Here is a 23,569-nt window from a genome sequence, read left to right as displayed (position 1 = left end):
TCGCGCTCTCTCAGATACCGAACCGCGAGGCGCGCGCCGGACGGCGGCTCCGGGCATGCTTCATTTCGCGCTGACGAATTCGTTCGTGTAGGTGCCAGACAAATCCACGTGCTTGCCCTTGACCGACGGATTGAAACTGGAGAGCACCTTCAGCACGGTTGCCGGACCGTCGGCGGGCATCTTGCCGTCCGAGGTGTACATCGGCAGCGAGGCCTTGAGTGCGCTCACGTAAAGCGCCTTGTCCTTTTGATAGTCGGCGGGCATTTGCGCGGCGATTTCCTCGGCGCTGTGCGTGTGAATGAACTGCATGGTGCGCACGAACGCGTGCGCGAGTTTCACCGCCTGAGCCTTGTGCGACTCGGCCCACGCGTCCTGTACGTAAAGGCTTGCGGCGGGATAGGTGCCGCCGAGCGCGGCGCGGGTGCCTTCCACCGTGCGCATATCGACGAGCACCTTCGCGTCGCCGGCTTTCTGCAGCGCCGAGACGGTCGGCTCGGTCGTCATGCCCGCGTCGATGCGCCCCTGCTTGATGGCCGCGATGAAGCTCGCGTCCGCGCCCACCGGCAACATGGTGTATGCGCTGGAGGCAATGCCATGCTGGCTCGCGAGATACTGCGTGAGAAAACTGGTCGAAGACCCAAGGCCCGTCACGCCAAGCGTCTTGCCCTTGACGTCGGCCATCGACTTGATCGTGCCGGCCGCTTTCGACGACACCATTTCCACTTCGCCCGGCACCTGACCGAACACGACGATCGCCCTGACGTCCTTACCCTTCGTCTGCAAGTCGATGGTGTGATCGTAGAAGCCCACCACGGCCTGCACCGCGCCGGCGAGCAGTTCGTTTTCCGCATCCACGCCCGCGGGCTGCGAGAGCAACTCGACGTTCAGCCCTTCGTCCCTGAAATAGCCCAGTTGCTCGGTGAGGCGCGCGGGCAGGTAAATGAGCTTCGTAATACCGCCGACCATGATAGTGATCTTGTCGCCGGCTTCGTCGGCGGCATGCGCGCCTTGAAGCGTCATGGCAAACAGCACGCCGCCGGCGAGGGCGGCTCGACGCAGCGCGCCAAAACTCAATTGCATGGATTGTCTCCGTCGGGAAGGGCCGGCGGCGCGATGCTCGCCACCTCGATCGTTTCGGGGATTCTAGTGATTCAAACCCTTCCCGAAGCTTTCGCGGGTCGGGCCGATTTATACGGGATTTCCATGAGCGGCGGCATTATCCATGCTTTCAATCATTCTGAATAAAAATGGCTTTTATTCAGAATGAAGACCGGTATGCAGTCGTTTTTCGCCGGCCTCCTGCGCTTGAGCGCGAGAATATTCCTCTGGATGTGCGGTCAATTAGCACAGGGCTGGAATGCGCCAGAGCGTTATGCACGAACGATGTGTCGTCTTCCGTGCCGTGCTGGCTCTCTCGCCGCCGAGCGGCTCGAACTCACCCGCATGCTGCGCTTGCCGCGCGCCGCACGCTATGCGTTTTTCGTGCCGGTTGCCTCGATGACCGCGAGCCTGCCCTGGACCCTGTTCAAACCCGAAGAAGGAACTCGCCTCTTCGCGGCGGGAATCGTCCTGCTCGCTGTGCAAGGCTGGCGGCATTGCAGGCGCCGTGGCGCTGGCGCTGTTTGCGCTGACGCTCATGATCGCTGTGCTCGCAGCACGCCGGGCCCGCGCCCGGCGTACTGGCGGCAGACCGCTTTCGAACCCGTCACCCCCGCGTTGTTGATCGGCGCGGGAGCCGGCCCATCCATTGCCGATCCGAAAGCCCGCGATAACACGGCGGCTGCGCACGAACGCAAGCTGCCGGCGGGTATCATTGAAAAGACACACCCCCCCCACCACCACGGGCCCTCTCGTCAATGCGCATCTTCGGAATCAGCCTTTACGTCATCGTCGCCCTGCTCTTTGCAGTGCATGCCATCCGCAACCAGCAGAACATGTACTGGCTGCTGATCCTGTTTCTGTTTCCCGGCCTTGGCAGCCTCGTCTACTTCTTCGTCATTTATCTGCCGAGCCTGCGCCAGTCGCGCGGGGCGAGGGCGACTGGCCGGGCCATCTCGCAACTGGTCGATCCCAACCGCGCGGTGCGCGAAGCGCGCAACGATTTCGACCGTGCGCCGACCGTTGCGCACCGTATGCGCCTCGGCGCTGCGCTACTCGACGCGGGCGATGCCGGCGAAGCGCTGGAGCATTACCAGGCCGCGGCCACCGGGCCGTTCGCATCCGATCCCGCATTGCTCGAGGGCCTCGCGCGCGCGCAGTTTGCCAATGGCAATGCGGCGGCCACCCAGGAGACGCTGGAAAAGCTGTTCGCCGTCCAGCCTGTCGCCCGCCAGCAGCCGGAACCCAGTTTGCTGTATGCACGCTCGCTCGCCGCGAATGGCGCTGCGGGCACGCGCGCCGCGTTCGAAGCCGCGCTTTCGTGCGCGAGCGACGCCGCCCCGCGATGCCTCTTCGCCGACTGGCTGGCAAAGCAGCCCGGCGACGCCGATCGCCAGCGCTCGCGCGAGCTTTATGCCGACATCGTGCACGACGCGAAGCACTGGCCGCGCCACGCACGCGAGCACAATAGCGAGTGGCTGCAACGGGCTCAGGCCGCGTTGAGCCGCTAGCGCAGACCTTCCCGCGAGAAGACCGTGAGCAGCCAGACGGGAATCGCCGAAAACGCGGCGCCAGAAAAAAACCAGTCGGTTGCCGTCCAGTTTCTATCACCGCGCCAGGCACCGCCGCGGTGCGATGGTGTGCGCCGGTCACCGAGTCTGGAGTCGATATGACATTGCCTGCGGGATGCGTTCAGTCGGGCGTGCCCATATCCATGCGCACGCACATGCGCCGGTAAGTGGCCGGCGTCATGCGGTACGCGCGCCGAAACCAGCGGCCGAGATGGCTCTGGTCGGCAAAACCCACTTCCGCGGCGACCCGGGCCGGCGTGTGGCCCGCCGCCAGCAGCCTGCGCGCGGCGCGCAGGCGCAAGCGCACCAGGTACGCATGGGGCGACGTGCCGAACTCGCGCTGGAACAGGCGCGTCAGACGAAACCGGTCGATGCCCGAGCTGTCGGCGAGTTCGTCGAGCCCGATGTTCGCGCTCATGTGTTCGTGCAGCAGATCGCGCACGCGGGCGAGCGCGGGTGAAGTGGGCGAAGTGGGCGAAGTGGGCGTCGCCGCCGCGGCCGTATCGAGCAGATGGCCCCCCAGGTGCTCCAGCAAGCGGTCGAGCGCCTCATCGCGCGCGAGCCGGCCTTCCTCGCCGTATAGCGCGAGAAACGCGCGGCGGATCGCATCGATCAGGCGCGGGTCGTCGACGAGCGTCTGGCCGAATGCGGCCTCCACGCCGCCGAGTCCCGCAATGTTCAGCCTGCGCGCCGCGCGTTCGACCCATGGCTGCGGCAGGTACAACATCGCGTAGGTGAAGCCGCCCGGCTCGGGCGCATGGCCGTCGTGCAGCGCGCCCGGCTCGATCAGGATCGCCCGGCCCGGAACGCTCGTATGCAGCGAACGGTGACACTGAAAACGCTGCACCCCCTGCTCCGTATAGCCGATCAGCATGTCGTCGTGATCGTGGGGGTCGTAGGCGTGGCCGCTGAAATGCGCGCGCAGACTTTCGACGCCCGTCTGCGCATCGCGCCGCGCGACGAGCCAGTGATCGTTCCGGCCCTCAGTCACCGTCGCGTTCGTCATGGCTAGCCTCGTTCCCGGTTCCTTTCCCAAGGGCACGAGTGTACGCCAGCCATGCGCAGAGGACGGAACGCGGCCTCGGCGCCCGTTCGGCCGCGTTTAGCCGTCGCTCAGTCGTCGAATTCGCCGGCCTTCAGCGCTTCGTCGAAATCCGTGATCCATGGGGCGAAGTGGTCGGTGTCGTAGGTAGCCGTCTTGCCGTTTGCGATCCGCGTGACGCATACCTGCCGGATCGCCGCGCGCTCGCCTCCGGCGGCGGTTTTCTCGTTGGCCGAGATCCGGAACTCGCGCAGGTCGAGGCCCCGGCTCGCGAGCACAGCCTTGACGTCTTCCTGCTCGTCCCAGGAAAACTCGGCGAAGTCGTGGGCTGTCATGGTCGTCTCCTCCAGGGCGTCATCAGGGACTGCACGGCGCGACGGGCAATCCCTCGGCCTTCCAGCGCAACATGCCGCCGGCGAGATTGGCCACCTTGCCGAAGCCTGCCTTGGTCAGCAATATGCTTGCCTGCGCCGAACGCACGCCCGAGCGGCACACCGCCACGACCGGCCGGTCGCGATCGAGCTCGTCGATGCGCGACATGAGCTGCGAGAGCGGCACGAGCTTCGCATCCTGCAGATGTCCGAGCGGGTCGATGAACTCGGGCGCCTCGCGCACGTCGACGATCTGCATCTGAGCCGCATGCTCCAGCAGCGCCATGGGCTCGATTTCCCATACGCCGCTAAAGCGCAGCGTGAGCGGCGCCCAGTCGGGCGTGTCCAGGATGGGCGCGTCGCCTTCGGGCTTGCCGCAGCGCAGGTTAGCGGGCACCGCGACAGCCATCTGCTTCGGGTGCGGCAAATTCAGGTTGTGCATGTAGCCCGCGAAGTCGCCGAGATCGACGTCGCCGCCCAGGCGCGGATTGAAGCGCCGCTCCTCCGCCACGCTCGTGACCGTGATGCCGCGATAGTCGTGCGCCGGGTAGAGCAGGCAGTCGCCGGGCAGCGTGAGGATCTGCTCGCGCACGGAAGCGAACAGCTGTTCCGCGCTCCCGCCCTGAAAATCGGTGCGGCCGCAGCCGCGTATCAACAGGCTGTCGCCCGTGAAAGCCATGCCTGCGTCGTCGAGCACGTAGGTCAGGCAGCCGCTGGTGTGGCCGGGCGTGGCGCGCACTTCCAGATACCGCTTGCCGAAGGCGATGCGGTCCCCGTGCCGCAACGGAAGGTTCACGCCCTCGGCGCCCACGACTTCGGCGAGCGCGATCTGGCTGCCGCTGCGCTCGCGCAAGCGCCATGCGCCCGTGACATGATCGGCGTGCACATGGGTATCGAGCGTCGCCTTCAGGCGCAGGCCCAGTTCCTGCAAAAGCGCGAGGTCGCGCGGCACCTGTTCGTAGACAGGGTCGATCAGCAGCGCCTCGCCGCTTTCGGGGTCGCCGAGCAGGTAGGTGTAAGTAGACGATACGGGGTCGAAAAGCTGGCGAAAGATCATCGCGGCGCTCTGTTTTGGCAAACGCGTGGTTCGCTTTGCAGTATGCCGCATCTGCTTTCCGCCCGGCTGCTCGACGTGCGCCATATACCCGCGTTTGTTCGGCAGCGTACGAAGGAGCGCGAGGCCGGCAATGCCAATGCTTCACCAGGTCCACCGTTGCCTCGCCAGCGCTGCGGCGCAATCGCAGCATCCGCCGCCGAATTCGAACGACTCGGGACCCAGCCGGCCGACCTCTCCGGCCAGTGCTTCGTGCCGCAGGTTCATATCGAAAGCCATCTGCCCATCGTCCAGACGATCCGGCACGATCGGCATCACTCCTGTTCGTGACAGGTCGAACCGAAAATGGAAGAAAGGCCGCGTTCAGCCGTTTAACACGTATCCCGGCGGGGTTTTTACAAGGACTGAAATCATGACCAGAATCTTGTTGTGCGCCCTGGCTTGCGTTCTGCCCATTGCGGTGTTCGCGGAGGCGCCGAAGGTGGCCAACGGCATGGTCGTCGACGACGACGGCATGACGCTCTATACGTTCGACAAGGACACGGCACACGGCAAAAGCGCCTGCACCGGTGCGTGCGCAACCATGTGGCCGGCAGCGCGCGCCGACCCTTACGACAAGGCCAGCGGCGACTGGGGGCTCATCGCTTCCGCTGACGGGAAGCATCAATGGACCTACAAGGGCCACCCCCTCTATCGCTACTCGAAGGACACACAAGCCGGACAAATGAACGGCGACGGTTTCAAAGGGATGTGGCACACCGTGAAGCCCTGACGCTATTTCGGCACGCTAATGAATTTCCATCGACCGCCCCACTCCGGCGCTTCGGAGCGGGGCGTGAGTCATGACGTTGCGTCGCTGTCAGTTGCCGGTGCGCAGTGTCCAGACCGTCGCCGAGTTGGTGTTGTCGTCGACCGCGGCAAACTGCGCGTGGCGCTGGCTGTCCATGCCGAATGCGAGCCCGAACGCCGATCCCGCCGTGGGATCGACCGACATTTGCGCGACGAATTGCCCATCCACGGTGAATTCGACGATCTCGCTGGGCTGTTGCGGATCAGCGTTCACGGCGTCGCCGTTGGCGGTGACGAGATGGCCGTTAGGGGCGAGCGCCAGGGCAAGCGGTCCATGCAGGTGAGTGTTGTCCTGATAGATCAGCCTCCCCACTCCGCCGCTATGGTTCGCATCCGCCGCGCCGTAAATGGCGAACACCGCGTTGTCGCCCGTCGAGGCGACGTAGAGCACGTCGCGCTGGCCATCATAGGCGAGCCCCGTCGGGCCGACGACCAGCGCGGCCGGATCGGTGCGATGCAAGTACCCTGAAGCGACGATCGTCGAGGTCGGCAACTCCGTTACGCCGTTCTCGCCAATCGCGAGGTCGATTCTCGCAACCGTACCGTTCAACACGTCCGAGACGAAGACCTTCACGAATTTCCCGCCGTCGATCACGGTGAGGTCCCAGGGGCCATCGAGCAGGCGCGCATCTTTCAGCTCCTTGACGAGCCGGCCCTGCGGATTAATGACGAGAAGCGAGCCCGGCGGAATCACGTTCTTGCCGTCGGTGGTCGGCACGTTGCCCACCAGCACGAAGCCGCTTCTCAGCACGGCGAGCGCCGTCGTGAGACCGAGGTGCGCGCCCTGGAAGAACGTCACCGGCTGGTCATTCGGTACGAGCTTCACGATCGTCGTGCCGGTGCCTTGCAGATTCGATTGCGCATTGAAGTTGGACACCACCACATCGCCGGGCTTGAGCGTGCTCCATGAGGGCACGCCGACCGGTACGAACGCAATGCCATACGGATTGACGTCGCCATTGGCCGGCACGGTCGATGAAGTCGCGAACGCCGGCGGCAGGATCGCTTGCTGGGGGTCGGCGCGAACCGTTCCCAGCGACAGGGCGAAGAGCCCGGCGCCCAACGCGAGGCAGCGCATTCGCGGCACGAGCGCTGCCCGGTTCCTGCGGATGTATGAACGACATGCAGACAACGAGCGAGAAGCTTTCATCTGACACCTCCTTCTCGCGGGGACGATCCGGAACGCCGGGACAACTCGCGCGGCCAGTGAACGCACCATGCTTCGCGCGCCCCGCGTTTTGCGTAAACGATCCTGCGGCGAGGCTATTCCGTTGGTCGCCCCCTCACCGCGCACGCTTCGCGCGCGGCGCATCCGCAGGCCCCGCCAGCTGCTCCACGAGAAAATCCACGAACGCGCGCACACGCGACGTCAAATAACGTGCGTGCGGATACAGCAGGATAAACGGCCGGGTACGTCCCCCTTCCTCGCGCAACACTTCCACGAGCCTGCCTTCGCGCAGGTCGCCGGCCACCACGAAGCGATACGTCTGGAAGAGCCCCGCACCCGCGCGAGCGAGCGTCACCCCGGCGAGCGCGTCGCCCGACGTTCCGTAACTTCCGCTCGTGATCACATCGCCATCTTCACTGGCATTGCCTTCGAACGTCCACGCAACATGGCGCCCACTACTTGGCAGTTCGAACTGTATGCATTCGTGCGACTGCAGATCCGCCACGGTCTTCGGCACGCCCGCGCGCTTCAGATAAGCGGGCGTGGCCACCACCACCATCTCTGCGTCTTCCAGCTTGCGCGCCACCAGGTTGGAATCGGCCGGCGCGCGCCCGCGAATCGCCAGGTCGAAGCCTTCGTCGGCGAAGTCGATGTTGCGGTTGCTCAGATGGATGTCGACCCGCACCTCCGGATAGCGCTCGCGAAACGCCGGCAAGAGCGGCAGCACGCGATAGTGTCCGTACGGCGTGGGCATGCTGATGCGCAGCACGCCAGCCGGCGTGGTCTGTTCGCCCGTGACTTCGCGCTCGGCGTCCACGAGTTGCGAGAGCGCCTGGCGGCACTGCTCGAAGTAACGCCGCCCCGCATCGGTCAGGCGGATCTGCCGCGTCGTACGCACGAACAGGCGCACGCCGAGCCGCTCTTCGAGCCGCGCCACGGACCGGCTCACCGCGGCGGGCGTGACGCTCGCCGCATTGGCCGCCAGCGTGAAGCTGCCCAGTTCCGCCGCCTGGCAAAACAGTTCAATGCTGCCCAGCAGCAGATCGTCGAATTTGCGTTGCATGCCCGCTTTCTCCTGATTGCTCCTGATTGCTCCTGTTGGCGCCTGATGCTTTAGTTCTATTCTGAAGGCTCCCACATCAGGCAAATGCTCACCACCACTCGAGGAGAACATCGTGTCCGTCGAACAGAAACTTGCCGATCTCGGTCTCGCCCTGCCCGCCGCGCCGCAACCGCTCGGCAACTACACGGCCGTTTCCGAGGCGGGCAATCTGCTCTTCATCTCCGGCCAGGGGCCGCTCGTCGACGGCAAACTGCGCTGGACTGGACGCGTGGGCACGGAGCTGACGCTCGAGGAAGGCCGCGAGGCCGCGCAGCTCACCGCCTTGAACGTGCTCGCGCAGATCAAGCGGCATTTGGGCAGTTTCGAGCGCCTGCATCACATCGTGCGCATGGAGGGCCACGTGAGCAGCGCCCAAGGCTTTTTCGAGCAGCCTGCCGTGCTCGACGCCGCGTCGGATCTCTTCGCTGCCGTGCTCGGCGAGAAGGCCGGGCATGCTCGCTCTGCGTTCTCGCACCCGCGACTGCCTCTCGATTTACCCGTCGAACTCGTGGTGATCGCGCAGATTCTGCCTGCCTGAGGGCGTCTTGTCCGCCACGTAAAGGAACATCGGCACGCGCAGCCGCCCGCGCGTGCCGATGTTCCCGTTTGCGTCGATCCGGTCCCGCTCAAGCCCATACCGACTGCAACCGTGCAATGCTCTCGCGCGTTTCACGCTCCAGTTGCGCCACCAGCTCCGCCGCCGGCAACGCACGCGCGAGCGGCGCGGCCTGGCCCGCCCACTGCGCACCGTAGCCGAATTCGCCCCTGGCCTTCGCTGCCGCGATCAGCGCCTTGCCAGCATCGTACGTAATCGGATAAGACGGAATGCGCGGCGCCTTCGGGTCTTCGCCAAGTGCGGTGAAGCGGTTGACGATGCTGCGCGCCAGCCGCCCCGAGATCGCCGAGGTGAACGTGGTATGGCGCGCCGCGTCGCCGAGCAAGGCGGCACGATAGCCTTCGTCGGCCGCGCTCTCCGGACAGGCCACGAACGCCGTGCCCAGTTGCGCCGCCTGCGCGCCCAGCGCGAGTGCAGCCGCAATGCCCGCGCCGTCCATGATCCCGCCCGCCGCGATCACGGGCACGTCGAATTCGCTCACCAGCAGGCGCGTGAGCGCGAACGTGCCAAGGCCGTCGTCGCGGGCATGCTGATCGAACACGCCGCGATGGCCGCCCGCCTCCACACCCTGCGCGACGATCGCATCCACGCCCGCCTCCACCGCCGCGGCCGCTTCGTCGAGATTCGTTGCGCTCGCAAACAAACGAATGCCGGCGTGCTTGAGTTCGGCGATCACCGCATCGGGCGGCAGGCCGAAATGGAAACTCACCACCGCCGGCTTCTCTTCCAGCAGCATGGTTTGCATGGCCTTGTCCACGACAAAACTCGTGTAGATCTCCGAGAGCGACGCAGGCGGCTGCGCGCCGTATTGCTCGAACACCGGGGCGAGCCAGTCGAGCCATGCACGCTCCACGGCCGCGTCGGGCGTGGCCGGGCGATGGCAGAACACGTTGACGTTGAACGGCCTGGCCGTCAGCTCGCGCGTCTGGTGGATCGCGCGGCGCGCGTTCTCCGCGCTCATCGCGGCCACGCCCAGCGAGCCCAGCGCACCCGCATTCGACACGGCGGCGGCCAGCGCCGGCGTGGTGGTGCCCGCCATAGGCGCCTGAATGATCGGCTTCTGAATGCCGAGCGAGCGCAACAACGCCCGTTCGTCCACTTGAGTGCTCATGTTGCGTTCCCTCCGGATGCGTTCCAGTTTCAGGCGTGAGCGCGGCGCTGCGCCCAGTGCGCAAGTCCACCGCATGCGACCAGCAGCGCGCCGGTCGCGAAGAATACGGCGTGCAGGCCGAAGTGAACGCCGATCACGCCGCCGATCACCGGGCCCACCACCTGGCCGCTGAATTGCGCCGACTGCAGATAGCCGAGCATGCGGCCCGTTTTACTTTCGTCTACCGACTGCCGCGCGAGCTTGCCGATGGAAGGCAAGAGCCCCGCGAGCGTCATGCCCATCACCACGCGCAGGCCCGCAAGCTGCCACCAGTGTGCGACGAACGCTTGCGGCACCATCGCGAGCCCCGTGAGCACGAGGCAGGCGACGATCACGCGCCAGCTCCCGAAGCGGTCGGCCAGTGCGCCGAGGCGCGCCGCCGTGAGCATGCTGCCAAGCGCCGAGCATGCCATGACCACGCCCGCCACGCGCGCGAGATGCGCCGCGCCCACGCCCAGACTGCCGATATAAACCGTGATGACGGGTTCGATCGACATGTTGGCGAGCAGCACCATCATCGCGGTCACGAGCAGCGCGGACACCACCGCATAATCGGGACGGCGCACGCCGCTGCCCGAACCGGCCGCCGCGTGGCGCGCGTGCGATTTCGCGTCGCTTTCCGGATGAAACTCTTCCTTCACCACGAAGATGGTCAGGAGCGCCGCCACGGCGATCATTGCGCCGCCGGCGAAAAAGGTGCCGCGAATGCCGATCCAGCCTGGCAGCACGCCACCCACGAGCGGTCCGACGAGATTGCCCGCGAGCGCCCCCGTGGAAAGAATACCGAGCGCCCAGCCCGCGCGCTCGCGCGGCGCCTGGGTGCCGACCATCACCGTTGAAGCCGACGCGTAGCCACCCACGAGGCCGGCGATCAGACGCAGCGCGACGAGCTCGTACACATTGTGCGCCACGCCGATCAACGACATCACCACGGCCATGCCGATGGCCGCGCGCACGAGCATGGGCTTGCGGCCATAGCGGTCGGCGAGGCGCCCCCAGATGGGCGCGGTGAGCGCCGTGCCGAGGAAGGTCGCGCCGAACGCCACGCCCGACCACTGGATCACGGCGGACTGCGAGGTCACGCCGAGCTGCCGCACATAGAGCGGCAGGAACGGCAGCAGCATGCTGAGGCTCACGAGCGTCGTGAACGAGCCGATCACGCACACGACGAGATTGCGCCGCCAGTAGTGCGCATTGCGTTCCGCGTAGCCGCGCGGCGGCGGCTTTGTCTGCCGCGGCGCGGCCGCCGGGGAAGAAAGCGTGGTATTCACTTGGCCCTCAACGCGATGAAGAGATCGACACAGAGCGCGAGCACGAGCGCCGCGGCACCGATGGCGAACAGCACGAGATAATTCCCGCCGCTCGACGAGAACACGAACGACAGGCCGTAGGCCGCAACCGCCTGCATCACGGCGAAGCTGGTCGTGGCGCGGGTCCACGCGTTCTTCACGGCCGACGGATGATGCGCGAGCAGTTCGTTCACGCGGCCGAGCACGAGCGGCACGATGCCGGGCGTGAACGCGCCCACCAGCACGGCGGACACCATCAGCCCCGCCGGGCCGAAGAGGCCGAGCGCCGGAATCGCGACCGCGGCGGCCTGCACCAGATACGCCGCGCGCAATGCCGGACCGAAGCCCGCACGGTCGGCAACGTGCCCCACCGCGAGCGGGCCGACGATCGCGCCGATGCCGTACAGCACCCAGAATTCGGCGCCCGCATCCACGCCGCGGCCCAGCCCGCGCGCCACGTAGTCGACGAGGAAGATCATGTGCGGCACGAGCCCCACGGCATTCAGCCCATATTCGGCGTACAGCGCGCGCAGCTCCGCGCGGGGGTAGGCCCTGGCATGTTCGAAGCGCGAAGGCGCGTGAGCATGAGCGAGCGCGGGCGCGCCGTGCTCTGGCCAGCCGTTCCACGCCACGGCCGTGAGCAGCAGCGAAACGATGGCGAGTCCGAGCCAGGTGGCCGTGAGGCCCTGGCGCAGCAGGATCGGCACGATCGTGCCCGAGGCGGCAATGCCGAGTCCGATGCCCGTGAAGATGCCGCCGCTCGCAAAGCCGCGCCGCGCGGCAGGGACGTGCGCGAGGATCGTGGGCGCGGCGAGCACCATCAGCGCGCCGCCCGAGAGGCCCGAGGCGAAGCGCCAGACGAAAAACCAGAGGAACGAAACAGGCACCGCGCAGGCGACGAAGGCGAGGGTCGCGAGCAGCATCATCGCGCGCAGCACGGCGGCGGGTTTGGCGGCGCGGGCCATCGCGCCCGCGAGCAGCGCACCGGCCAGATAACCGCCGAGGTTTGCAGCGCCGAGGTAGGCGGCAGTCGAGGCGGGAAACCAGTGCGCGCCGATGATGGCGGGCAACAGCGGCGTGTAGGCGAACCGCGCGAGGCCTATGCCGATCAGGCTTGCGCTGGCCCCGGCGAGCGTGCCCCTCCAGACGTTGAAGGCCGCAGGCGCGGCAGGATTCGAGACGGCTTGATGCATGACGACTCCCGGCAAGCGAGACAATGAAGCGCCCGCTGAAAATGGGAATCAGTCTAGGTTAGATCGCCCGGCGAGAGAATCGCCGCGGCGCGTAAGTCATTCTTCCGCGCGGCGAACGGATGGGCCTATGCCGCTCAGGCCGGCTCTCTCAATCCGCGTCTGTAATACGCCGCGCCTGCTCGAAGTACTCGCGCAGCCGGGGCGCGGCGAAATCGACGAAACTACGCACCTTGGGCACCGAAAGGCGCCCGTGCGGCGTGACGAGATTCGCGGGCAGCGGTGCATGCTCGCTGTCGCGCAGCACGATCCGCAACCGCCCCGCCTCGACCTCTTCGGCCACGTGATAGGAAAAGAGCCGCGTGACGCCATGCCCCGCCACGGCCGAAGCCCGCGCCGCGCGTATCGTATTGACGATGAAGCGCGGCGAGAACTGCACGACCTGGGGCAGCGCGGTCTGGCGCGCCGCCGGGAAGCTCCACGAGTCGAGCCCGAAATGGGTCATCGAGATGATCACGTGGCTCGCGAGATCGGCGGGCGTCTCGATGGCCGGATGCGTGGCGAGATAGCCGGGCGAGGCCACCACCACGCGCCGCACCTCACCCACCGGAATGGCGACGAGCGTCGAATCCTGCAGATGCGCAATGCGCAACGCCACGTCGATGCCCTCGTCGATGAGGCTCGCGGGCCGGTCGAGCAGGTGCAGGCGGATCGACACCTCGGGGTGGCGGTCGATGAACTCCTCGATCATCGGGCGCAGCACCTCCTCGCCCACGGCCACTGCCGCCGTGACGCCCAGCAGCCCGCGCGGCGCGGAACGCTCGTCGGCGGCGAGCAGGTCGGCTTCTTCGAGATCGGCGAGAATGCGCCGGCACGCCAGCGCATAGCGCTCGCCCGCCTCGCTCAGGCGGATCGTGCGCGTGGTGCGGTACAGCAGCGGCGTGCCGGTGTGCGCCTCGAGGAACGCAATCGCGCGGCTCACCGCCGCGGGCGAGCGGCCGAGGCGCCGGCCCGCGCCCGCGAGACTTCCCTCGTCGAGCGTGGCGACGAAAACCTTCATGGCGTCGATTCGGTCCATTGCGCGTTTTGGCGTGCGGTCGCTTCGCTCTGTGAATTCCGCGTCGATCTTAGCGGATATCGCACAAGCGTTAAAATCGGCGCTTCCACTTTTGCGGCAATCGATCACTCATGAAGTGCCTCACCCTCTCGCCGGTCCTCGCTGCCTTCGCTGCCATGGCGCTGGCCGCCGCGCCCGCCCTTGCCCAAACGTCGGCGGGCGCTTCGAATTCGAAGCGCGACTGCGCAATCGGTTATGTGACGGGCGTTGCAGGCTCGGCGCAAAGCGTGCGCGACTATCTGGCCACGCCCGAGCGCGACCGCATTCGCTACCTCAAAGACAACGAGATTCAATGCAAGATCGCCGACGACGACAGCCACGCGTCCGGCTGCACCGGCGTCACGCTATTGAAGAACGAGAAGGTGAGCGTGTACGACGATAGCGACCCTGCCACCACCGCCATCGTCGTGCGCGTCGAACTCGATCGCGGCACCTACCCGGTAATCATCGTCGCGCCCAGCAACGAGGTGAAGTGCGACGAGTGAACGATCGTAGTCAGCGCGACGCAGTTGGCTTGAGCGGCTCGCACGCCGCGATTTCCGCCTCCGTCACGCCCGCCATGCGCGCGGCGTCGACGATTTGCGACCAGCTCGTTGCATCCACGGGAATGCCCTGCGCCTCGCGCGCGCGCCGCGTCGCGTCCTCGCGCTCGCCGGGCAGCAGGATCTCGTCGACACCCGCAGCCCGCCGCGCGGCCTTTAGCCATTCGACGAACGCGAGCGCTTCCTGCTCGCGCGAGGGCGCGTCGAACGCCGCCGGATCGACGATCACCGACGTCATGCAATTGACGATCGCATGCGTGGAGACGATGGTTTGCTCGCGCGTGGTAAAGCCCCCCGAGAGCGCGCCCGCCAGAATCTCGCACATCGCGGCGAGCCCCGACCCCTTGTGGCCCGCCACCGCGCCGCCGAATGCGCGCAGCGCGCCATGCTGCGTATCGCTGAAGAGTGCGCCCGGATCGCGCGTGGGGCGGCCGTCGCTGTCGATCAACGCGTCGGCGGGCACATCCACGCCTTTGTTGTAAGCCACGCGCACTTTGCCCGCGGCAATCGCGCTCGTGGCGAAGTCGAGCACGAGAGGCGAGCGCCCCTCCAGCGGAAACGCCGCGCAAAACGGATTGGTGCCGAAGCGCCGGTCGATGCCGCCGAACGGCGCGACGAGCGGATCGCCCGCGACGTTGACGAAGTGGAACGATACGAGCCCGGCGCGCGCGCATTGCTCCGCCCAGTGCCCGATGCGTCCAATGTGATGGGCGTTGCGCAGGCCGAGCGCGCACACGCCGAGCGACTTCGCGCGCTCGATGCCATGCTCCATGGCCTCGAACGCCGTGACTTGCCCGAAGCCGCGCCCGGCTTCGATCGTGAGCACCGCACCCGCGTCGCGCACGACCTGCGCGTGCGCGTTCAGTTTGAGCTCGCCTTCGCGGCACGCCAGCATGTAGCGCGGAATCATGCCCACGCCGTGCGAGTCGTGCCCGGCGAGATTCGCCTCGACAAGATGATCGGCAACCAGCGTCGCCTCGCGCGCCTCGCTGCCGGCCGCACGCCAGATGGCGACGACGAAGGCGTGCAGCGTGCGAGCCTCGATAACGACTTCCGAACCTTTAGCAGCAGTGGCATTCGACATGTACGTGACCCTGTGTGTGGCAGCGAAGCAAGAGGCGGTGCCGATGCGCTAGCGGCGCCTGTGCGAATCGCTCCTGCTCTACATGACCGCCCCCAGATGCCAGGGCACGAATTCGTTCTGGCCGTAACCGTGCAGCTCGCTCTTCGTGCGCTGCCCGGAGGCCGTCGCGAGCATCAGCTCGAAGATCGCTGCGCCGGTCTCGTCCACGCTTTGCTCGCCGTCCAGAATGCGGCCGCAGTTCAGGTCGATGTCTTCTTCCTGGCGCCGCCACAGCGCACTGTTCGTGCCCAGCTTGAGCGACGGCGAAGGCGCACAGCCGTAGGCCGAGCCGCGGCCCGTCGTGAAGCAGATCAGGTTGGCGCCGCCCGCCACCTGTCCGGTGGCGGACACCGGGTCGTAGCCTGGCGTATCCATGAACACGAGCCCCTGCGCGCGCACGGGCTGCGCATACTCGTAGGTTTCGACGAGCCGCGTCGTGCCGCCCTTCGCCACCGCGCCGAGCGACTTTTCGAGAATGGTCGTGAGGCCGCCCGCCTTGTTGCCGGCAGAAGGGTTGTTGTTCATGTCGGCTTGCATGCGCGCGCAATACGCTTCCCACCAGCGGATGCGCGCCACCAGCTTTTCGCCCACTTCGCGCGACACCGCGCGCCGCGTGAGCAGATGCTCGGCGCCGTAGATTTCGGGCGTTTCGGAGAGGATCGCCGTGCCGCCGTGCGCGACGAGCCTGTCCACCGCCGCGCCGAGCGCCGGATTCGCGGAAATGCCGGAGTAGCCGTCCGAACCGCCGCACTGCAAGCCGACCATGAGATGACGCGCATCGACAGGCTCGCGCGTCACGCGATTCGCGTCGGCCAGCAGCGCACGCACCTGTTCGATGCCCGCTGCAACCGTGCGCGCGGTGCCGCCCGTCTGCTGGATCGTCATGGTCGAAAGGCGCGCGCCGCGCTCGAGCTGCTCGGCTTCCACGAGGCCGTCGATCTGGTTCGTCTCGCAGCCGAGGCCGACGATCAGCACGGCGTAGAAGTTGGCATGCCGCGCGTAGCCCGCGAGCGTGCGGCGCAACACCGTGATCGGCTCGCCTTCTGCCGCGAGCGCGCAGCCTTCGCCGTGCGTGAGCGCCACCACCCCATCCACGTTGGGGAACGCCTCCAGCGCTTCGGGGTGGATGTCGCGGCGAAAGTGATCGGCTATCGCGCGGGCAACCGTGGCCGAGCAGTTGACCGACGTGAGGATGCCGATGTAGTTACGCGTCGCGACGCGGCCATCCGCGCGCCGAATGCCAAGAAACGTGGCAGGCTGCGCGGCGGCGGGCGTCTCGTGCGCGTCCACGCCGAATGCGTAGTCGCGCTCGAAGTCGCCCATCGAGAGATTGTGCGTATGCACGTGTTCGCCGCGGCGGATCGGCCGGCTCGCGAAGCCGATGATCTGTCCGTAGCGGCGCACCGGTTCGCCTGGCTCGATGTCGCGCAACGCGACCTTGTGGCCAGGCGGAATCATGCCCGCGACCGTATGGTCGCCGTACAGTGTCGAGCCGGGCATCAACTGCCCGCGCGCGATGGCAACGTCGTCGCGCCGGTTGAGGAGAATGAGCGCGGCCGAAAGCGAAGCGGGGTCGAGCAGCGTCATGGCCGGTCTCCCAGGCAAGCGCCGCGCACGCCCACGTAAAGCGAGTACAGCGACGTGCTGGCTGCAATGAAAAGACGATTGCGATTCGGGCCGCCGAACACGAGATTCGCGACGGTTTCCGGCACGAGGATCTTGCCGAGCAACGTGCCGTCAGCCGCATAGCAGTGGATGCCGTCGCCCGCGCTCGTCCAGACGTTGCCGTGCTCGTCCACGCGCATGCCGTCGGGCACACCCGGCGACACCTCGGCGAATAACCGGCCGTTGTGCAACCCGCCTTGCGCGTCCACGTCAAATACGCGGATGTGATGCGGGCCGTTCTCGATATGCGATGCGCCCGAGTCGGCCACGTAGAGCCGCAATTCATCGGGCGAGAATGCGAGCCCGTTGGGCTTCGTGAAGTCGTCGGCCACGCGCTGCACCACACCGGTATCGGGCGCCACGCGATACACATGGCATGCGCCGATCTCGCTCGGCGCGCGAAAGCCCTCGTAGTCGCCGAGAATGCCGTAGTCGGGGTCGGTGAACCAGATCGAGCCGTCCGAATGCACGATCACGTCGTTAGGCGAATTCAGCCGATGGCCCTCAAAGCGGTCGGCAATGACGGTGACGCGCCCGTCGTGCTCCGTACGCGTGACTCGGCGCGTGCCGTGCTCGCAGGTCACGAGCCGGCATTCGCGGTCGAGCGTGTTGCCGTTGCTGAAATTCGAGTTCGCGCGGAACACGCCCGTGCCGATGCCGGGCACCCAGCGCATCATCCGGTTGTTGGGAATGTCGCTCCAGACAAGAAAGTCGCCGGCGGGAAACCACACCGGTCCTTCCGCCCACATGCAACCGCCCGCGAGCTTCTCGAACTGCGCGTTAGGCTGCAGCAGCATGCGAAAGCGCGCATCGTGGATTTCGTATTCGTGGGGATTCATCGTTCCGGCCTCGTACCGTCAGGGTCAGGTCACGGCGACGCGCGTGACCCGTCGCTCAATGCCGCGCCGGTTTATTAAATACTAGTTGAATAGGCCTGTGAAGATTTTCTTCAAGCGCCTGGAATGTGGTTTACCCGTGCTTACCCTATTGCGCCTTTTCGTCGGCAGCGGCAAGCATGGCGCCGGCTATGCGAGACTCACCGCCCGATTTGAGCGCTTCGCCCGCGCCGCGAATATCGCGCTCTTCCTTGTTCTGACTGAGCTTGCTCTTGCCGACCAGACGCGTGATCTCGATCTCCACGCCGACTATCGCCTTGACGAGCGTGTCCGTGTAGTCCTTCGGCGCGTCGGCCATCTTCCACGGCTTGGGCTGCGCGGCTTCGTGCGCGCGTGTCAGGCGGCCGATCACGCCGCGCACGTAGCGCTCGTCGTCGAGAATCCTGATGCGCCCGTGAGCATGGACCACGACGTAATTCCAGGTCGGCACCTGCTTGTGCGCCTCGTGTTTGCTCGGATACCAGTTCGGTGAAATATACGCGTCGCCCGCGCGGAAGATCACGAGCACTTCGTCGCCGTTCGCCACGTCCTGCCAAACCGGGTTGGCCCGCGCGACGTGCGCGCGCAGGACGCCCAACTCGCCCTCGCCCGCCGCAAGTTCAAAGGGAATGTGATTGGCATCGAGCCCGTTTTTTCCCTGCGTGACCAACGTGCCGAACGGATGTTGGGCGATGCAATCGTGCAGGACGTCCTTGCGGTTTTCGGCGAAATGGGCTGGTACGTACATGCGTCTGTCCCTGCTCGTAAGGTGGTGGGTCGGCGCGGCTGGAGCCGCCGCAGACCCGAGTCTGCCTCAAAAGCGGCTTATCCGGCAGATCCAGTTTATTCATATTCCAGTGAACCAGAATCATGCCGGGAACCGCGCAGGCCGCAGAGCGCCTCTCCGCCGTGCTTGCCACGGCGGCGCAATGAATCGAGGCTAAACGCTCCGGGCTACTGGACATCGCTGCGACTTGCTCAATTCGATCGCGAGGAAGTCGACAAACGCCCGAATGCGCGTGGAAAGCTGGTGCCGCTGCGCATACACGGCGTAGATGTCCGCGCCTGGCGTTTCGTACTCGGGCAGCACGACCACGAGCCGCCCGTCCGCCAGATATTCGTTGATGTCCCATTCTGCGCGCATCAAGATGCCATGCCCGTCCAGCGCCCACTTCACGGCAATCTCGCCGTCGTTGGTCGTGAGATTGCCATTGATCCGGACTGCTTCCGATTTGCGGGCATTGCCGCGCTCGTGCGAAAGCCGCCACACGCCATAGGCTTCGTCGCCCTGGCGAATGCTGATGCAGTTGTGCTTCGCGAGATCGTGCGGCGTGGCGGGCGTGCCCCGGCTCGCGAGATAGGCGGGCGCAGCGCACAGCAAACGCCGGTTCGCCGCGAGACGCCGTGCGATCACGCGCGTATCGGGCGGCTCGCCGAAGCGAATGCAGACATCGTATGAATCTTCCGTGAGCGGCGGCGGCATGACCGAAAGCTGAAGCTGCACGGAAACCTGCGGATACTGCGCGACGAAACGCGAAAGCGCCGGCCCGATATGGCTGCGCCCAAAGCCTAGCGTCGCATTCACGCGCAGCAACCCCTTGGGATGCTTCTTCGAGCCGCCCAGCAGTTCGCCCAGCTCGTCGATCTCGTCGAGAATGCGGCGCGCGTGCTCCAGGTACACCTCGCCTTCGGGCGTCAGCATCATGCGGCGGGTCGTGCGGTTCACGAGCGGCACCCCGGCGCGCTCCTCCATTTGCGCAAGCCGCTTGCTCACGGCGGCGGGCGTGAGGCCAAGCTCGCGCGCGGCGGCGCTCAGGCTGCCCGAGGAGGCGAGTGTCGAGAAAAAGCCCAGATCGGCGGGTAGCACGGTGTCGGTCACGGTCGCCACTTGTGAATTCAGGTTAAGGATGCTTGGAGTCTAGCATCGGTTTTTGAACCGGGAGCTTGGTAAAGTGAACCCACACGACACTCCAGGGAACGAGACATGAAGACCTATCGCATCGCAACCATTCCCGGCGACGGCATCGGCAAGGAAGTCGTGCCCGCGGGCAAGGAGGTGCTGGAAGCGCTTGCGAAAACCACGCAGCGCTTCGCGTTCGAATTCGAAAACTTCGCCTGGGGCGCCGACTACTACCGCCAGCACGGCGTGATGATGCCGGCCAACGGCCTCGACGCCATCCGCGACAAGGACGCCATTCTGTTCGGCTCCGCAGGCGACCCGGACGTGCCCGACCACATCACGCTCTGGGGCCTGCGCCTGAAGATTTGCCAGGGGCTCGATCAGTACGCGAATGTGCGCCCCACGCGCATCCTGCCCGGCATCGACGCGCCTTTGAAGCGCTGCATGCCCGAAGACCTGAACTGGGTGATCGTGCGCGAGAACTCCGAAGGCGAGTATTCGGGCGTGGGCGGCCGCGTGCACCAGGGCCATCCGCTCGAAGCCGCGACCGACGTGTCGATCCTCACGCGCGCCGGTGTCGAACGCATTCTGCGCTTTGCGTTCCGCCTCGCGCAGTCGCGCCCCCGCAAGCTGCTCACGGTCATCACCAAAAGCAACGCGCAACGCCATGCCATGGTGATGTGGGACGAGATCGCGCAACAGATTTCGAAGGCGTTCCCGGACGTGAAGTGGGACAAGGAACTGGTGGACGCGGCCACGGCGCGCATGGTCAACCGACCTGCTTCGCTCGATACGATCGTCGCGACCAACCTGCACGCGGATATTCTCAGCGACCTCGCCGCCGCGCTCGCGGGCAGCCTGGGCATTGCGCCGACCGGCAACATCGACCCCGAGCGGCGTTATCCGTCGATGTTCGAGCCGATCCACGGTTCGGCCTTCGACATCATGGGCAAGGGGCTCGCCAATCCGATCGGCACGTTCTGGTCGGTCGTGATGCTGCTCGAGCACCTCGGCGAGATCGAAGCCGCTTCTCATGTGATGCAGGCCATCGAGACCGCGACCGCCAACCCCGCGCTGCACACCGGCGACCTGGGCGGCAAGGCGACCACCGCGCAGGTCACGGCCGCGGTGTGCGAACTCGTCGGGAAGGCGGCCCGCGAACGCGGCATCGGCAGAGCGCGTCACGCCTTGCCCGCCAGCTGCACCGCAACCCCGCAAGCCGCCAGCGAGATTGCGCGACAACAGGAAGTCATCCAACGCACGGAGCGCGAATGACACCATCGGAACGGATTGACCAGCTAATCGCGGAACTGACCGACTGGCGCCGCGAAACGTTCGCCGCGATGCGCGATGCCATTCTCGCGGCCGACCCGGCGATCGTCGAGGAATGGAAATACATGGGCAGCCCCGTGTGGTATCGGGACGGCATGATCGCCGTGGGCAACGCGCACAAGGGCAAGGTGAATCTCACGTTCCTGTGCGGCGCGAGCCTGCCCGACCCGAAGAAGCTGTTCAACGCCGGGCTCGACGGCAACGCGCGACGCGCCATCGACTATCTCGAGGGCGACAAGGTCGACAAGCGCGCACTGACGGCGCTCGTTCGCGCGGCGATCGAATTTAACCAGGGCAAAGCGAAGAATAAAGCACGTGCCAGGCCGCGCGCCAGCAAAACGGCCTGACGCGAGCGCAAGCCGCGGCGCGTCGAGGCGCCTTCGCCTCAGGCATCGGCTTCGCTAACCTGGCGAATGGGAATCACGGTGCGCGCGCCGCAATCGCGCAGCAGGTCGCGCAAATCATTGATGACGGGAAACACTTCGTGATTCCAGTCGGCGCCCTGGTTGTCGTGCGCGGCCTGTTCGAGTTCGACGATGGTGCGGTCTTCCTTGAAGATGCGCTCCGTGAACCAGACCAGCAGCGGCCACGCCGCATCGAGCAGGAACGGCACAGCGGGCCTGCGGACCGAAAGGAGTCCGAATGTCCGGTTCGTGCGCTGCCGCGCGTCGAGCGGCACGTAGACGATCCACAGGTCCATGAGAAGCGAGTCGTCGCTCGAGCGTATCTTCAGCGTTTGATACGGATATTGCGTGCGGATCGTCATCACGCTCTGGTCACTCGGGTTCGCGCGGTTCCTGCTCGCGCCGAACACGAGCGCCTCGCCCGCGGGCTGCTTGCCTGCCATGCGCGCGAACGTGTAGTCCACTTCGATAGCGTTCTCGCCGCGCCGCCGGCCGAGCGAGCGCGCCCGCATCTGGCCCATCTGGCGGCGGTGCAGAAACTGGTGATTCATGTCCATCAGATTCTCGTGCATGAACGAGTAGTGGCACTTCACCTCCCGCCCGAAGCGGCGCGTCTTGTATGCCTTGTCCGTCACCGAATCCAGCACGGGCAGCGGCGTTTCTTCGGCGAGCGTGGCGTCGCCCGGAAAGACGAAGATCATGCCGTGCGCCTCGCGGCACGGATACGCGCGCACGCCGTTGGGCAGGCGCTCCCTGCCGAGATAAGGCACGTCCACGCATTGGCCCGAACAATCGTAGGTCCAGCCGTGGTAGCCGCAGCGCAACGACTCGCCGTCCACCACGCCCGCATGCAGCGGCACCTGACGGTGGGCGCAGCGGTCTTCCAGCGCGTGCACCGCACCCGACGCGGTGCGAAAGAGCACGATGGGCTCGCCGGCGAATTGCGTGCCCAGCGTCTTCCCAGGCTTGAGTTCGCGCGACCAGGCGAGCGGATACCAGTGATCGGGATGAATGGGCACTCGGCGCAGGTCGCGCGGTTCCGGCAAAGGTGACTCGATCGTATAGCCGTCGGGGAAAGGCATTGCGCGCATGCGGAGACACTCCTTGTCGAGTCCTTCGATATCGTCGTTATGGAAAATCAATGCCTCGGCGCAAATCTCGTGCCCGACCATTCAACGCGAATGGCGCATGGGTGTCGATCAGTGTTTTGCCGGAAAGCACGCGATGATGGCGGCCTGAACCTTGACGATGGCGGCGTCGCGCAGCGAACTGTTGCGCCACCCGAGTTCCACGGGATACCGCGGCAGATCGATCGGACACGCGAGCAGTTTCAGGCCCGCCACGCGCGCGATCGCCTCGGCCGCGTGGCGCGGAATCGTGGCGACGCTGCGCGTGCCCTTGAGCAGAAAGGGCAACGCGGCGAAATGCGTCGTCGATGCCACGACATTGCGCTTCAGGCCGCGCGCGGCGAGCCCTTCGTCGACGATCCCGACCACGCCGCCCGACGACACCAGGATGTGCCCTCTCGACACGTAGTCGGCAAGCGTCAAACGCCGCGGCGTGCGCGCAGCGTCGTCCACGAGGCACGCATAGCTGCCCTCGCCGAGCACCCGGTGGCTCAGGCCGCGCGAAGCGAAGCCGCCCGCCGCGACCGCGAGATCCATGTCCTGATTCGCGAGCGCGTCGGCGACGATCTGGCTGTGCGTCTGGCGAAAGATGATGCGCAGGCCCGGGGCGCTGGTTTCCAGCGTTTCGATGATGCGCCGGCCGATGGCCACCTCGAAGTCGTCGGAAAGCCCGATGGAAACCGCCCGCCCGTGAAACGTGGTGGCATCGGGAGAGGCGATCGCGAGGCTATGGCGGCAACGGTCGAGCGCTTCGCTGATCACGGGCTTGAGCTCCTGCGCGCGCGAGGTCGGCGCGAGGCCGCGGCCGGTGCGCACGAACAGCGTATCGGCATAGAGCGCGCGCAGACGCCTGAGCGCCGCGCTCACGGCCGACTGCGTCATGTCGAGGCGAATCGCGGCGCGGCTCGCCCCGCCCTCTTCGAACAGCGCCTCGAATATCTTCAGCAGATTCAGGTCCACGCCGGCGATATCAAACTGGTTCAT

Annotated in this window: 23 protein-coding genes and 1 pseudogene; 7 read left to right on the top strand and 17 right to left on the bottom strand. The window is 66.2% G+C overall.

Annotated features, from left to right (window positions below):
• Positions 1-60: 60 nt before the first annotated feature.
• The gene (locus tag C7411_RS04870; protein ID WP_373682574.1) at positions 61-1,020 is read right to left on the bottom strand and encodes an ABC transporter substrate-binding protein; all 960 of its coding nucleotides are present in this window, start codon (positions 1,018-1,020) and stop codon (positions 61-63) included.
• An 836-nt stretch (positions 1,021-1,856) separates the two neighbouring features.
• On the opposite strand from C7411_RS04870, the gene C7411_RS04865 reads away from it, so the two are divergent.
• Complete coding sequence (locus C7411_RS04865; RefSeq protein WP_110383848.1) at positions 1,857-2,609, top strand: hypothetical protein; 753 nt, start codon at positions 1,857-1,859, stop codon at positions 2,607-2,609.
• A gap of 181 nt (positions 2,610-2,790) precedes the next feature.
• Here C7411_RS04865 and C7411_RS04855 read toward each other — a convergent pair whose 3' ends face one another.
• The 3 genes from C7411_RS04855 to C7411_RS04845 form a co-directional block, all read right to left on the bottom strand.
• Positions 2,791-3,675, bottom strand: coding sequence for an AraC family transcriptional regulator (locus C7411_RS04855; RefSeq protein ID WP_110383850.1), 885 nt, complete (start codon positions 3,673-3,675; stop codon positions 2,791-2,793).
• Positions 3,676-3,782: 107 nt separating this feature from the next.
• Positions 3,783-4,046: a hypothetical protein gene (locus C7411_RS04850; RefSeq protein WP_110383851.1), complete on the bottom strand. Its 264-nt coding sequence runs from the start codon at positions 4,044-4,046 to the stop codon at positions 3,783-3,785.
• A 22-nt stretch (positions 4,047-4,068) separates the two neighbouring features.
• Positions 4,069-5,139 carry an MBL fold metallo-hydrolase gene (locus C7411_RS04845; RefSeq protein WP_110383927.1) on the bottom strand — a complete coding sequence of 357 codons (1,071 nt, stop codon included), beginning with the start codon at positions 5,137-5,139 and terminating at the stop codon, positions 4,069-4,071.
• Between the two features lie 42 nt (positions 5,140-5,181).
• On the opposite strand from C7411_RS04845, the gene C7411_RS36920 reads away from it, so the two are divergent.
• Positions 5,182-5,466 (top strand): hypothetical protein, encoded by a 285-nt coding sequence (locus tag C7411_RS36920; RefSeq protein ID WP_133253614.1) that lies wholly within the window; start codon positions 5,182-5,184, stop codon positions 5,464-5,466.
• Between the two features lie 82 nt (positions 5,467-5,548).
• A complete protein-coding gene (locus C7411_RS04840) occupies positions 5,549-5,908 on the top strand; it encodes a COG4315 family predicted lipoprotein (protein ID WP_110383852.1) in 360 nt (119 codons plus the stop codon).
• Between the two features lie 87 nt (positions 5,909-5,995).
• Here the strand turns inward: C7411_RS04840 and C7411_RS04835 are convergent, their stop codons facing one another.
• Both C7411_RS04835 and C7411_RS04830 read right to left on the bottom strand, forming a co-directional pair.
• Positions 5,996-7,135 carry an NHL repeat-containing protein gene (locus C7411_RS04835; RefSeq protein ID WP_243413047.1) on the bottom strand — a complete coding sequence of 380 codons (1,140 nt, stop codon included), beginning with the start codon at positions 7,133-7,135 and terminating at the stop codon, positions 5,996-5,998.
• A gap of 133 nt (positions 7,136-7,268) precedes the next feature.
• The gene (locus C7411_RS04830; protein ID WP_110383853.1) at positions 7,269-8,216 is read right to left on the bottom strand and encodes a LysR family transcriptional regulator; all 948 of its coding nucleotides are present in this window, start codon (positions 8,214-8,216) and stop codon (positions 7,269-7,271) included.
• A 112-nt stretch (positions 8,217-8,328) separates the two neighbouring features.
• On the opposite strand from C7411_RS04830, the gene C7411_RS04825 reads away from it, so the two are divergent.
• Complete coding sequence (locus C7411_RS04825; RefSeq protein ID WP_110383854.1) at positions 8,329-8,793, top strand: RidA family protein; 465 nt, start codon at positions 8,329-8,331, stop codon at positions 8,791-8,793.
• An 88-nt stretch (positions 8,794-8,881) separates the two neighbouring features.
• On the opposite strand, the gene C7411_RS04820 is transcribed toward C7411_RS04825, so the two are convergent.
• The 4 genes from C7411_RS04820 to C7411_RS04805 form a co-directional block, all read right to left on the bottom strand.
• Positions 8,882-9,982, bottom strand: coding sequence for an NAD(P)H-dependent flavin oxidoreductase (locus C7411_RS04820; RefSeq protein WP_110383855.1), 1,101 nt, complete (start codon positions 9,980-9,982; stop codon positions 8,882-8,884).
• A gap of 29 nt (positions 9,983-10,011) precedes the next feature.
• On the bottom strand, positions 10,012-11,292 hold the full coding sequence (locus C7411_RS04815) for an MFS transporter (RefSeq protein ID WP_110383856.1): 1,281 nt from the start codon (positions 11,290-11,292) through the stop codon (positions 10,012-10,014).
• On the bottom strand, positions 11,289-12,503 hold the full coding sequence (locus C7411_RS04810; protein ID WP_110383857.1) for a YbfB/YjiJ family MFS transporter: 1,215 nt from the start codon (positions 12,501-12,503) through the stop codon (positions 11,289-11,291). Before C7411_RS04810 ends, C7411_RS04815 begins: the two co-directional genes overlap by 4 nt.
• 148 nt (positions 12,504-12,651) lie before the next feature.
• Positions 12,652-13,578 (bottom strand): LysR family transcriptional regulator, encoded by a 927-nt coding sequence (locus tag C7411_RS04805; protein WP_110383858.1) that lies wholly within the window; start codon positions 13,576-13,578, stop codon positions 12,652-12,654.
• A gap of 110 nt (positions 13,579-13,688) precedes the next feature.
• On the opposite strand from C7411_RS04805, the gene C7411_RS04800 reads away from it, so the two are divergent.
• Complete coding sequence (locus tag C7411_RS04800) at positions 13,689-14,102, top strand: hypothetical protein (protein WP_110383859.1); 414 nt, start codon at positions 13,689-13,691, stop codon at positions 14,100-14,102.
• Between the two features lie 10 nt (positions 14,103-14,112).
• On the opposite strand, the gene C7411_RS04795 is transcribed toward C7411_RS04800, so the two are convergent.
• From C7411_RS04795 to C7411_RS04775, 5 genes are all read right to left on the bottom strand, one after another.
• On the bottom strand, positions 14,113-15,243 hold the full coding sequence (locus C7411_RS04795; protein ID WP_110383860.1) for a malate/lactate/ureidoglycolate dehydrogenase: 1,131 nt from the start codon (positions 15,241-15,243) through the stop codon (positions 14,113-14,115).
• Between the two features lie 78 nt (positions 15,244-15,321).
• On the bottom strand, positions 15,322-16,869 hold the full coding sequence (locus C7411_RS04790) for a UxaA family hydrolase (RefSeq protein WP_110383861.1): 1,548 nt from the start codon (positions 16,867-16,869) through the stop codon (positions 15,322-15,324).
• Positions 16,866-17,786, bottom strand: coding sequence for an SMP-30/gluconolactonase/LRE family protein (locus C7411_RS04785; protein ID WP_110383862.1), 921 nt, complete (start codon positions 17,784-17,786; stop codon positions 16,866-16,868). The genes C7411_RS04790 and C7411_RS04785 overlap by 4 nt, the downstream gene beginning before the upstream one ends.
• Before the next feature lie 145 nt (positions 17,787-17,931).
• The gene (locus tag C7411_RS04780; RefSeq protein ID WP_110383863.1) at positions 17,932-18,570 is read right to left on the bottom strand and encodes an FMN-binding negative transcriptional regulator; all 639 of its coding nucleotides are present in this window, start codon (positions 18,568-18,570) and stop codon (positions 17,932-17,934) included.
• A 192-nt stretch (positions 18,571-18,762) separates the two neighbouring features.
• Positions 18,763-19,701 carry a LysR family transcriptional regulator gene (locus C7411_RS04775; protein WP_042264153.1) on the bottom strand — a complete coding sequence of 313 codons (939 nt, stop codon included), beginning with the start codon at positions 19,699-19,701 and terminating at the stop codon, positions 18,763-18,765.
• Positions 19,702-19,806: 105 nt separating this feature from the next.
• Here C7411_RS04775 and C7411_RS04770 point away from each other — a divergent pair.
• Both C7411_RS04770 and C7411_RS04765 read left to right on the top strand, forming a co-directional pair.
• A pseudogene (locus C7411_RS04770) lies at positions 19,807-20,877 on the top strand (tartrate dehydrogenase); the annotation flags it as partial.
• Between the two features lie 116 nt (positions 20,878-20,993).
• Entirely contained in the window at positions 20,994-21,401 is a 408-nt protein-coding gene (locus C7411_RS04765) for a DUF1801 domain-containing protein (protein WP_110383864.1), read from the top strand.
• 38 nt (positions 21,402-21,439) lie between these two features.
• Here C7411_RS04765 and C7411_RS04760 read toward each other — a convergent pair whose 3' ends face one another.
• Together C7411_RS04760 and C7411_RS04755 are read right to left on the bottom strand one after the other, a co-directional pair.
• Positions 21,440-22,549 (bottom strand): aromatic ring-hydroxylating oxygenase subunit alpha, encoded by a 1,110-nt coding sequence (locus C7411_RS04760; protein WP_110383929.1) that lies wholly within the window; start codon positions 22,547-22,549, stop codon positions 21,440-21,442.
• Positions 22,550-22,657: 108 nt separating this feature from the next.
• The gene (locus C7411_RS04755) at positions 22,658-23,569 is read right to left on the bottom strand and encodes a LysR family transcriptional regulator (RefSeq protein ID WP_110383865.1); all 912 of its coding nucleotides are present in this window, start codon (positions 23,567-23,569) and stop codon (positions 22,658-22,660) included.

This window comes from Paraburkholderia silvatlantica (genome assembly GCF_003096715.1).
GTDB lineage: Bacteria > Pseudomonadota > Gammaproteobacteria > Burkholderiales > Burkholderiaceae > Paraburkholderia > Paraburkholderia silvatlantica.
The sequence above is the reverse complement of the archived record's forward strand: the minus strand, read 5'-3'. Positions and strand labels throughout refer to the sequence as shown.

What these genes read in the sequence shown, in the direction of transcription:
- C7411_RS04870 (WP_373682574.1), bottom strand. Translation starts at nt 1,020, where the DNA reads ATGACGCTTCAAGGCGCGCATGCCGCCGACGAAGCCGGCGACAAGATC.
- C7411_RS04805 (WP_110383858.1), bottom strand. Translation starts at nt 13,578, where the DNA reads ATGGACCGAATCGACGCCATGAAGGTTTTCGTCGCCACGCTCGACGAG.
- C7411_RS04765 (WP_110383864.1), top strand. Translation starts at nt 20,994, where the DNA reads ATGACACCATCGGAACGGATTGACCAGCTAATCGCGGAACTGACCGAC.
- C7411_RS04820 (WP_110383855.1), bottom strand. Translation starts at nt 9,982, where the DNA reads ATGAGCACTCAAGTGGACGAACGGGCGTTGTTGCGCTCGCTCGGCATT.
- C7411_RS04810 (WP_110383857.1), bottom strand. Translation starts at nt 12,503, where the DNA reads ATGCATCAAGCCGTCTCGAATCCTGCCGCGCCTGCGGCCTTCAACGTC.
- C7411_RS04800 (WP_110383859.1), top strand. Translation starts at nt 13,689, where the DNA reads ATGAAGTGCCTCACCCTCTCGCCGGTCCTCGCTGCCTTCGCTGCCATG.
- C7411_RS04830 (WP_110383853.1), bottom strand. Translation starts at nt 8,216, where the DNA reads ATGCAACGCAAATTCGACGATCTGCTGCTGGGCAGCATTGAACTGTTT.
- C7411_RS04795 (WP_110383860.1), bottom strand. Translation starts at nt 15,243, where the DNA reads ATGTCGAATGCCACTGCTGCTAAAGGTTCGGAAGTCGTTATCGAGGCT.
- C7411_RS04855 (WP_110383850.1), bottom strand. Translation starts at nt 3,675, where the DNA reads ATGACGAACGCGACGGTGACTGAGGGCCGGAACGATCACTGGCTCGTC.
- C7411_RS04840 (WP_110383852.1), top strand. Translation starts at nt 5,549, where the DNA reads ATGACCAGAATCTTGTTGTGCGCCCTGGCTTGCGTTCTGCCCATTGCG.
- C7411_RS04790 (WP_110383861.1), bottom strand. Translation starts at nt 16,869, where the DNA reads ATGACGCTGCTCGACCCCGCTTCGCTTTCGGCCGCGCTCATTCTCCTC.
- C7411_RS04780 (WP_110383863.1), bottom strand. Translation starts at nt 18,570, where the DNA reads ATGTACGTACCAGCCCATTTCGCCGAAAACCGCAAGGACGTCCTGCAC.
- C7411_RS04760 (WP_110383929.1), bottom strand. Translation starts at nt 22,549, where the DNA reads ATGCGCGCAATGCCTTTCCCCGACGGCTATACGATCGAGTCACCTTTG.
- C7411_RS04785 (WP_110383862.1), bottom strand. Translation starts at nt 17,786, where the DNA reads ATGAATCCCCACGAATACGAAATCCACGATGCGCGCTTTCGCATGCTG.
- C7411_RS04850 (WP_110383851.1), bottom strand. Translation starts at nt 4,046, where the DNA reads ATGACAGCCCACGACTTCGCCGAGTTTTCCTGGGACGAGCAGGAAGAC.
- C7411_RS04835 (WP_243413047.1), bottom strand. Translation starts at nt 7,135, where the DNA reads ATGAAAGCTTCTCGCTCGTTGTCTGCATGTCGTTCATACATCCGCAGG.
- C7411_RS36920 (WP_133253614.1), top strand. Translation starts at nt 5,182, where the DNA reads ATGCCGCATCTGCTTTCCGCCCGGCTGCTCGACGTGCGCCATATACCC.
- C7411_RS04845 (WP_110383927.1), bottom strand. Translation starts at nt 5,139, where the DNA reads ATGATCTTTCGCCAGCTTTTCGACCCCGTATCGTCTACTTACACCTAC.
- C7411_RS04755 (WP_110383865.1), bottom strand. Translation starts at nt 23,569, where the DNA reads ATGAACCAGTTTGATATCGCCGGCGTGGACCTGAATCTGCTGAAGATA.
- C7411_RS04865 (WP_110383848.1), top strand. Translation starts at nt 1,857, where the DNA reads ATGCGCATCTTCGGAATCAGCCTTTACGTCATCGTCGCCCTGCTCTTT.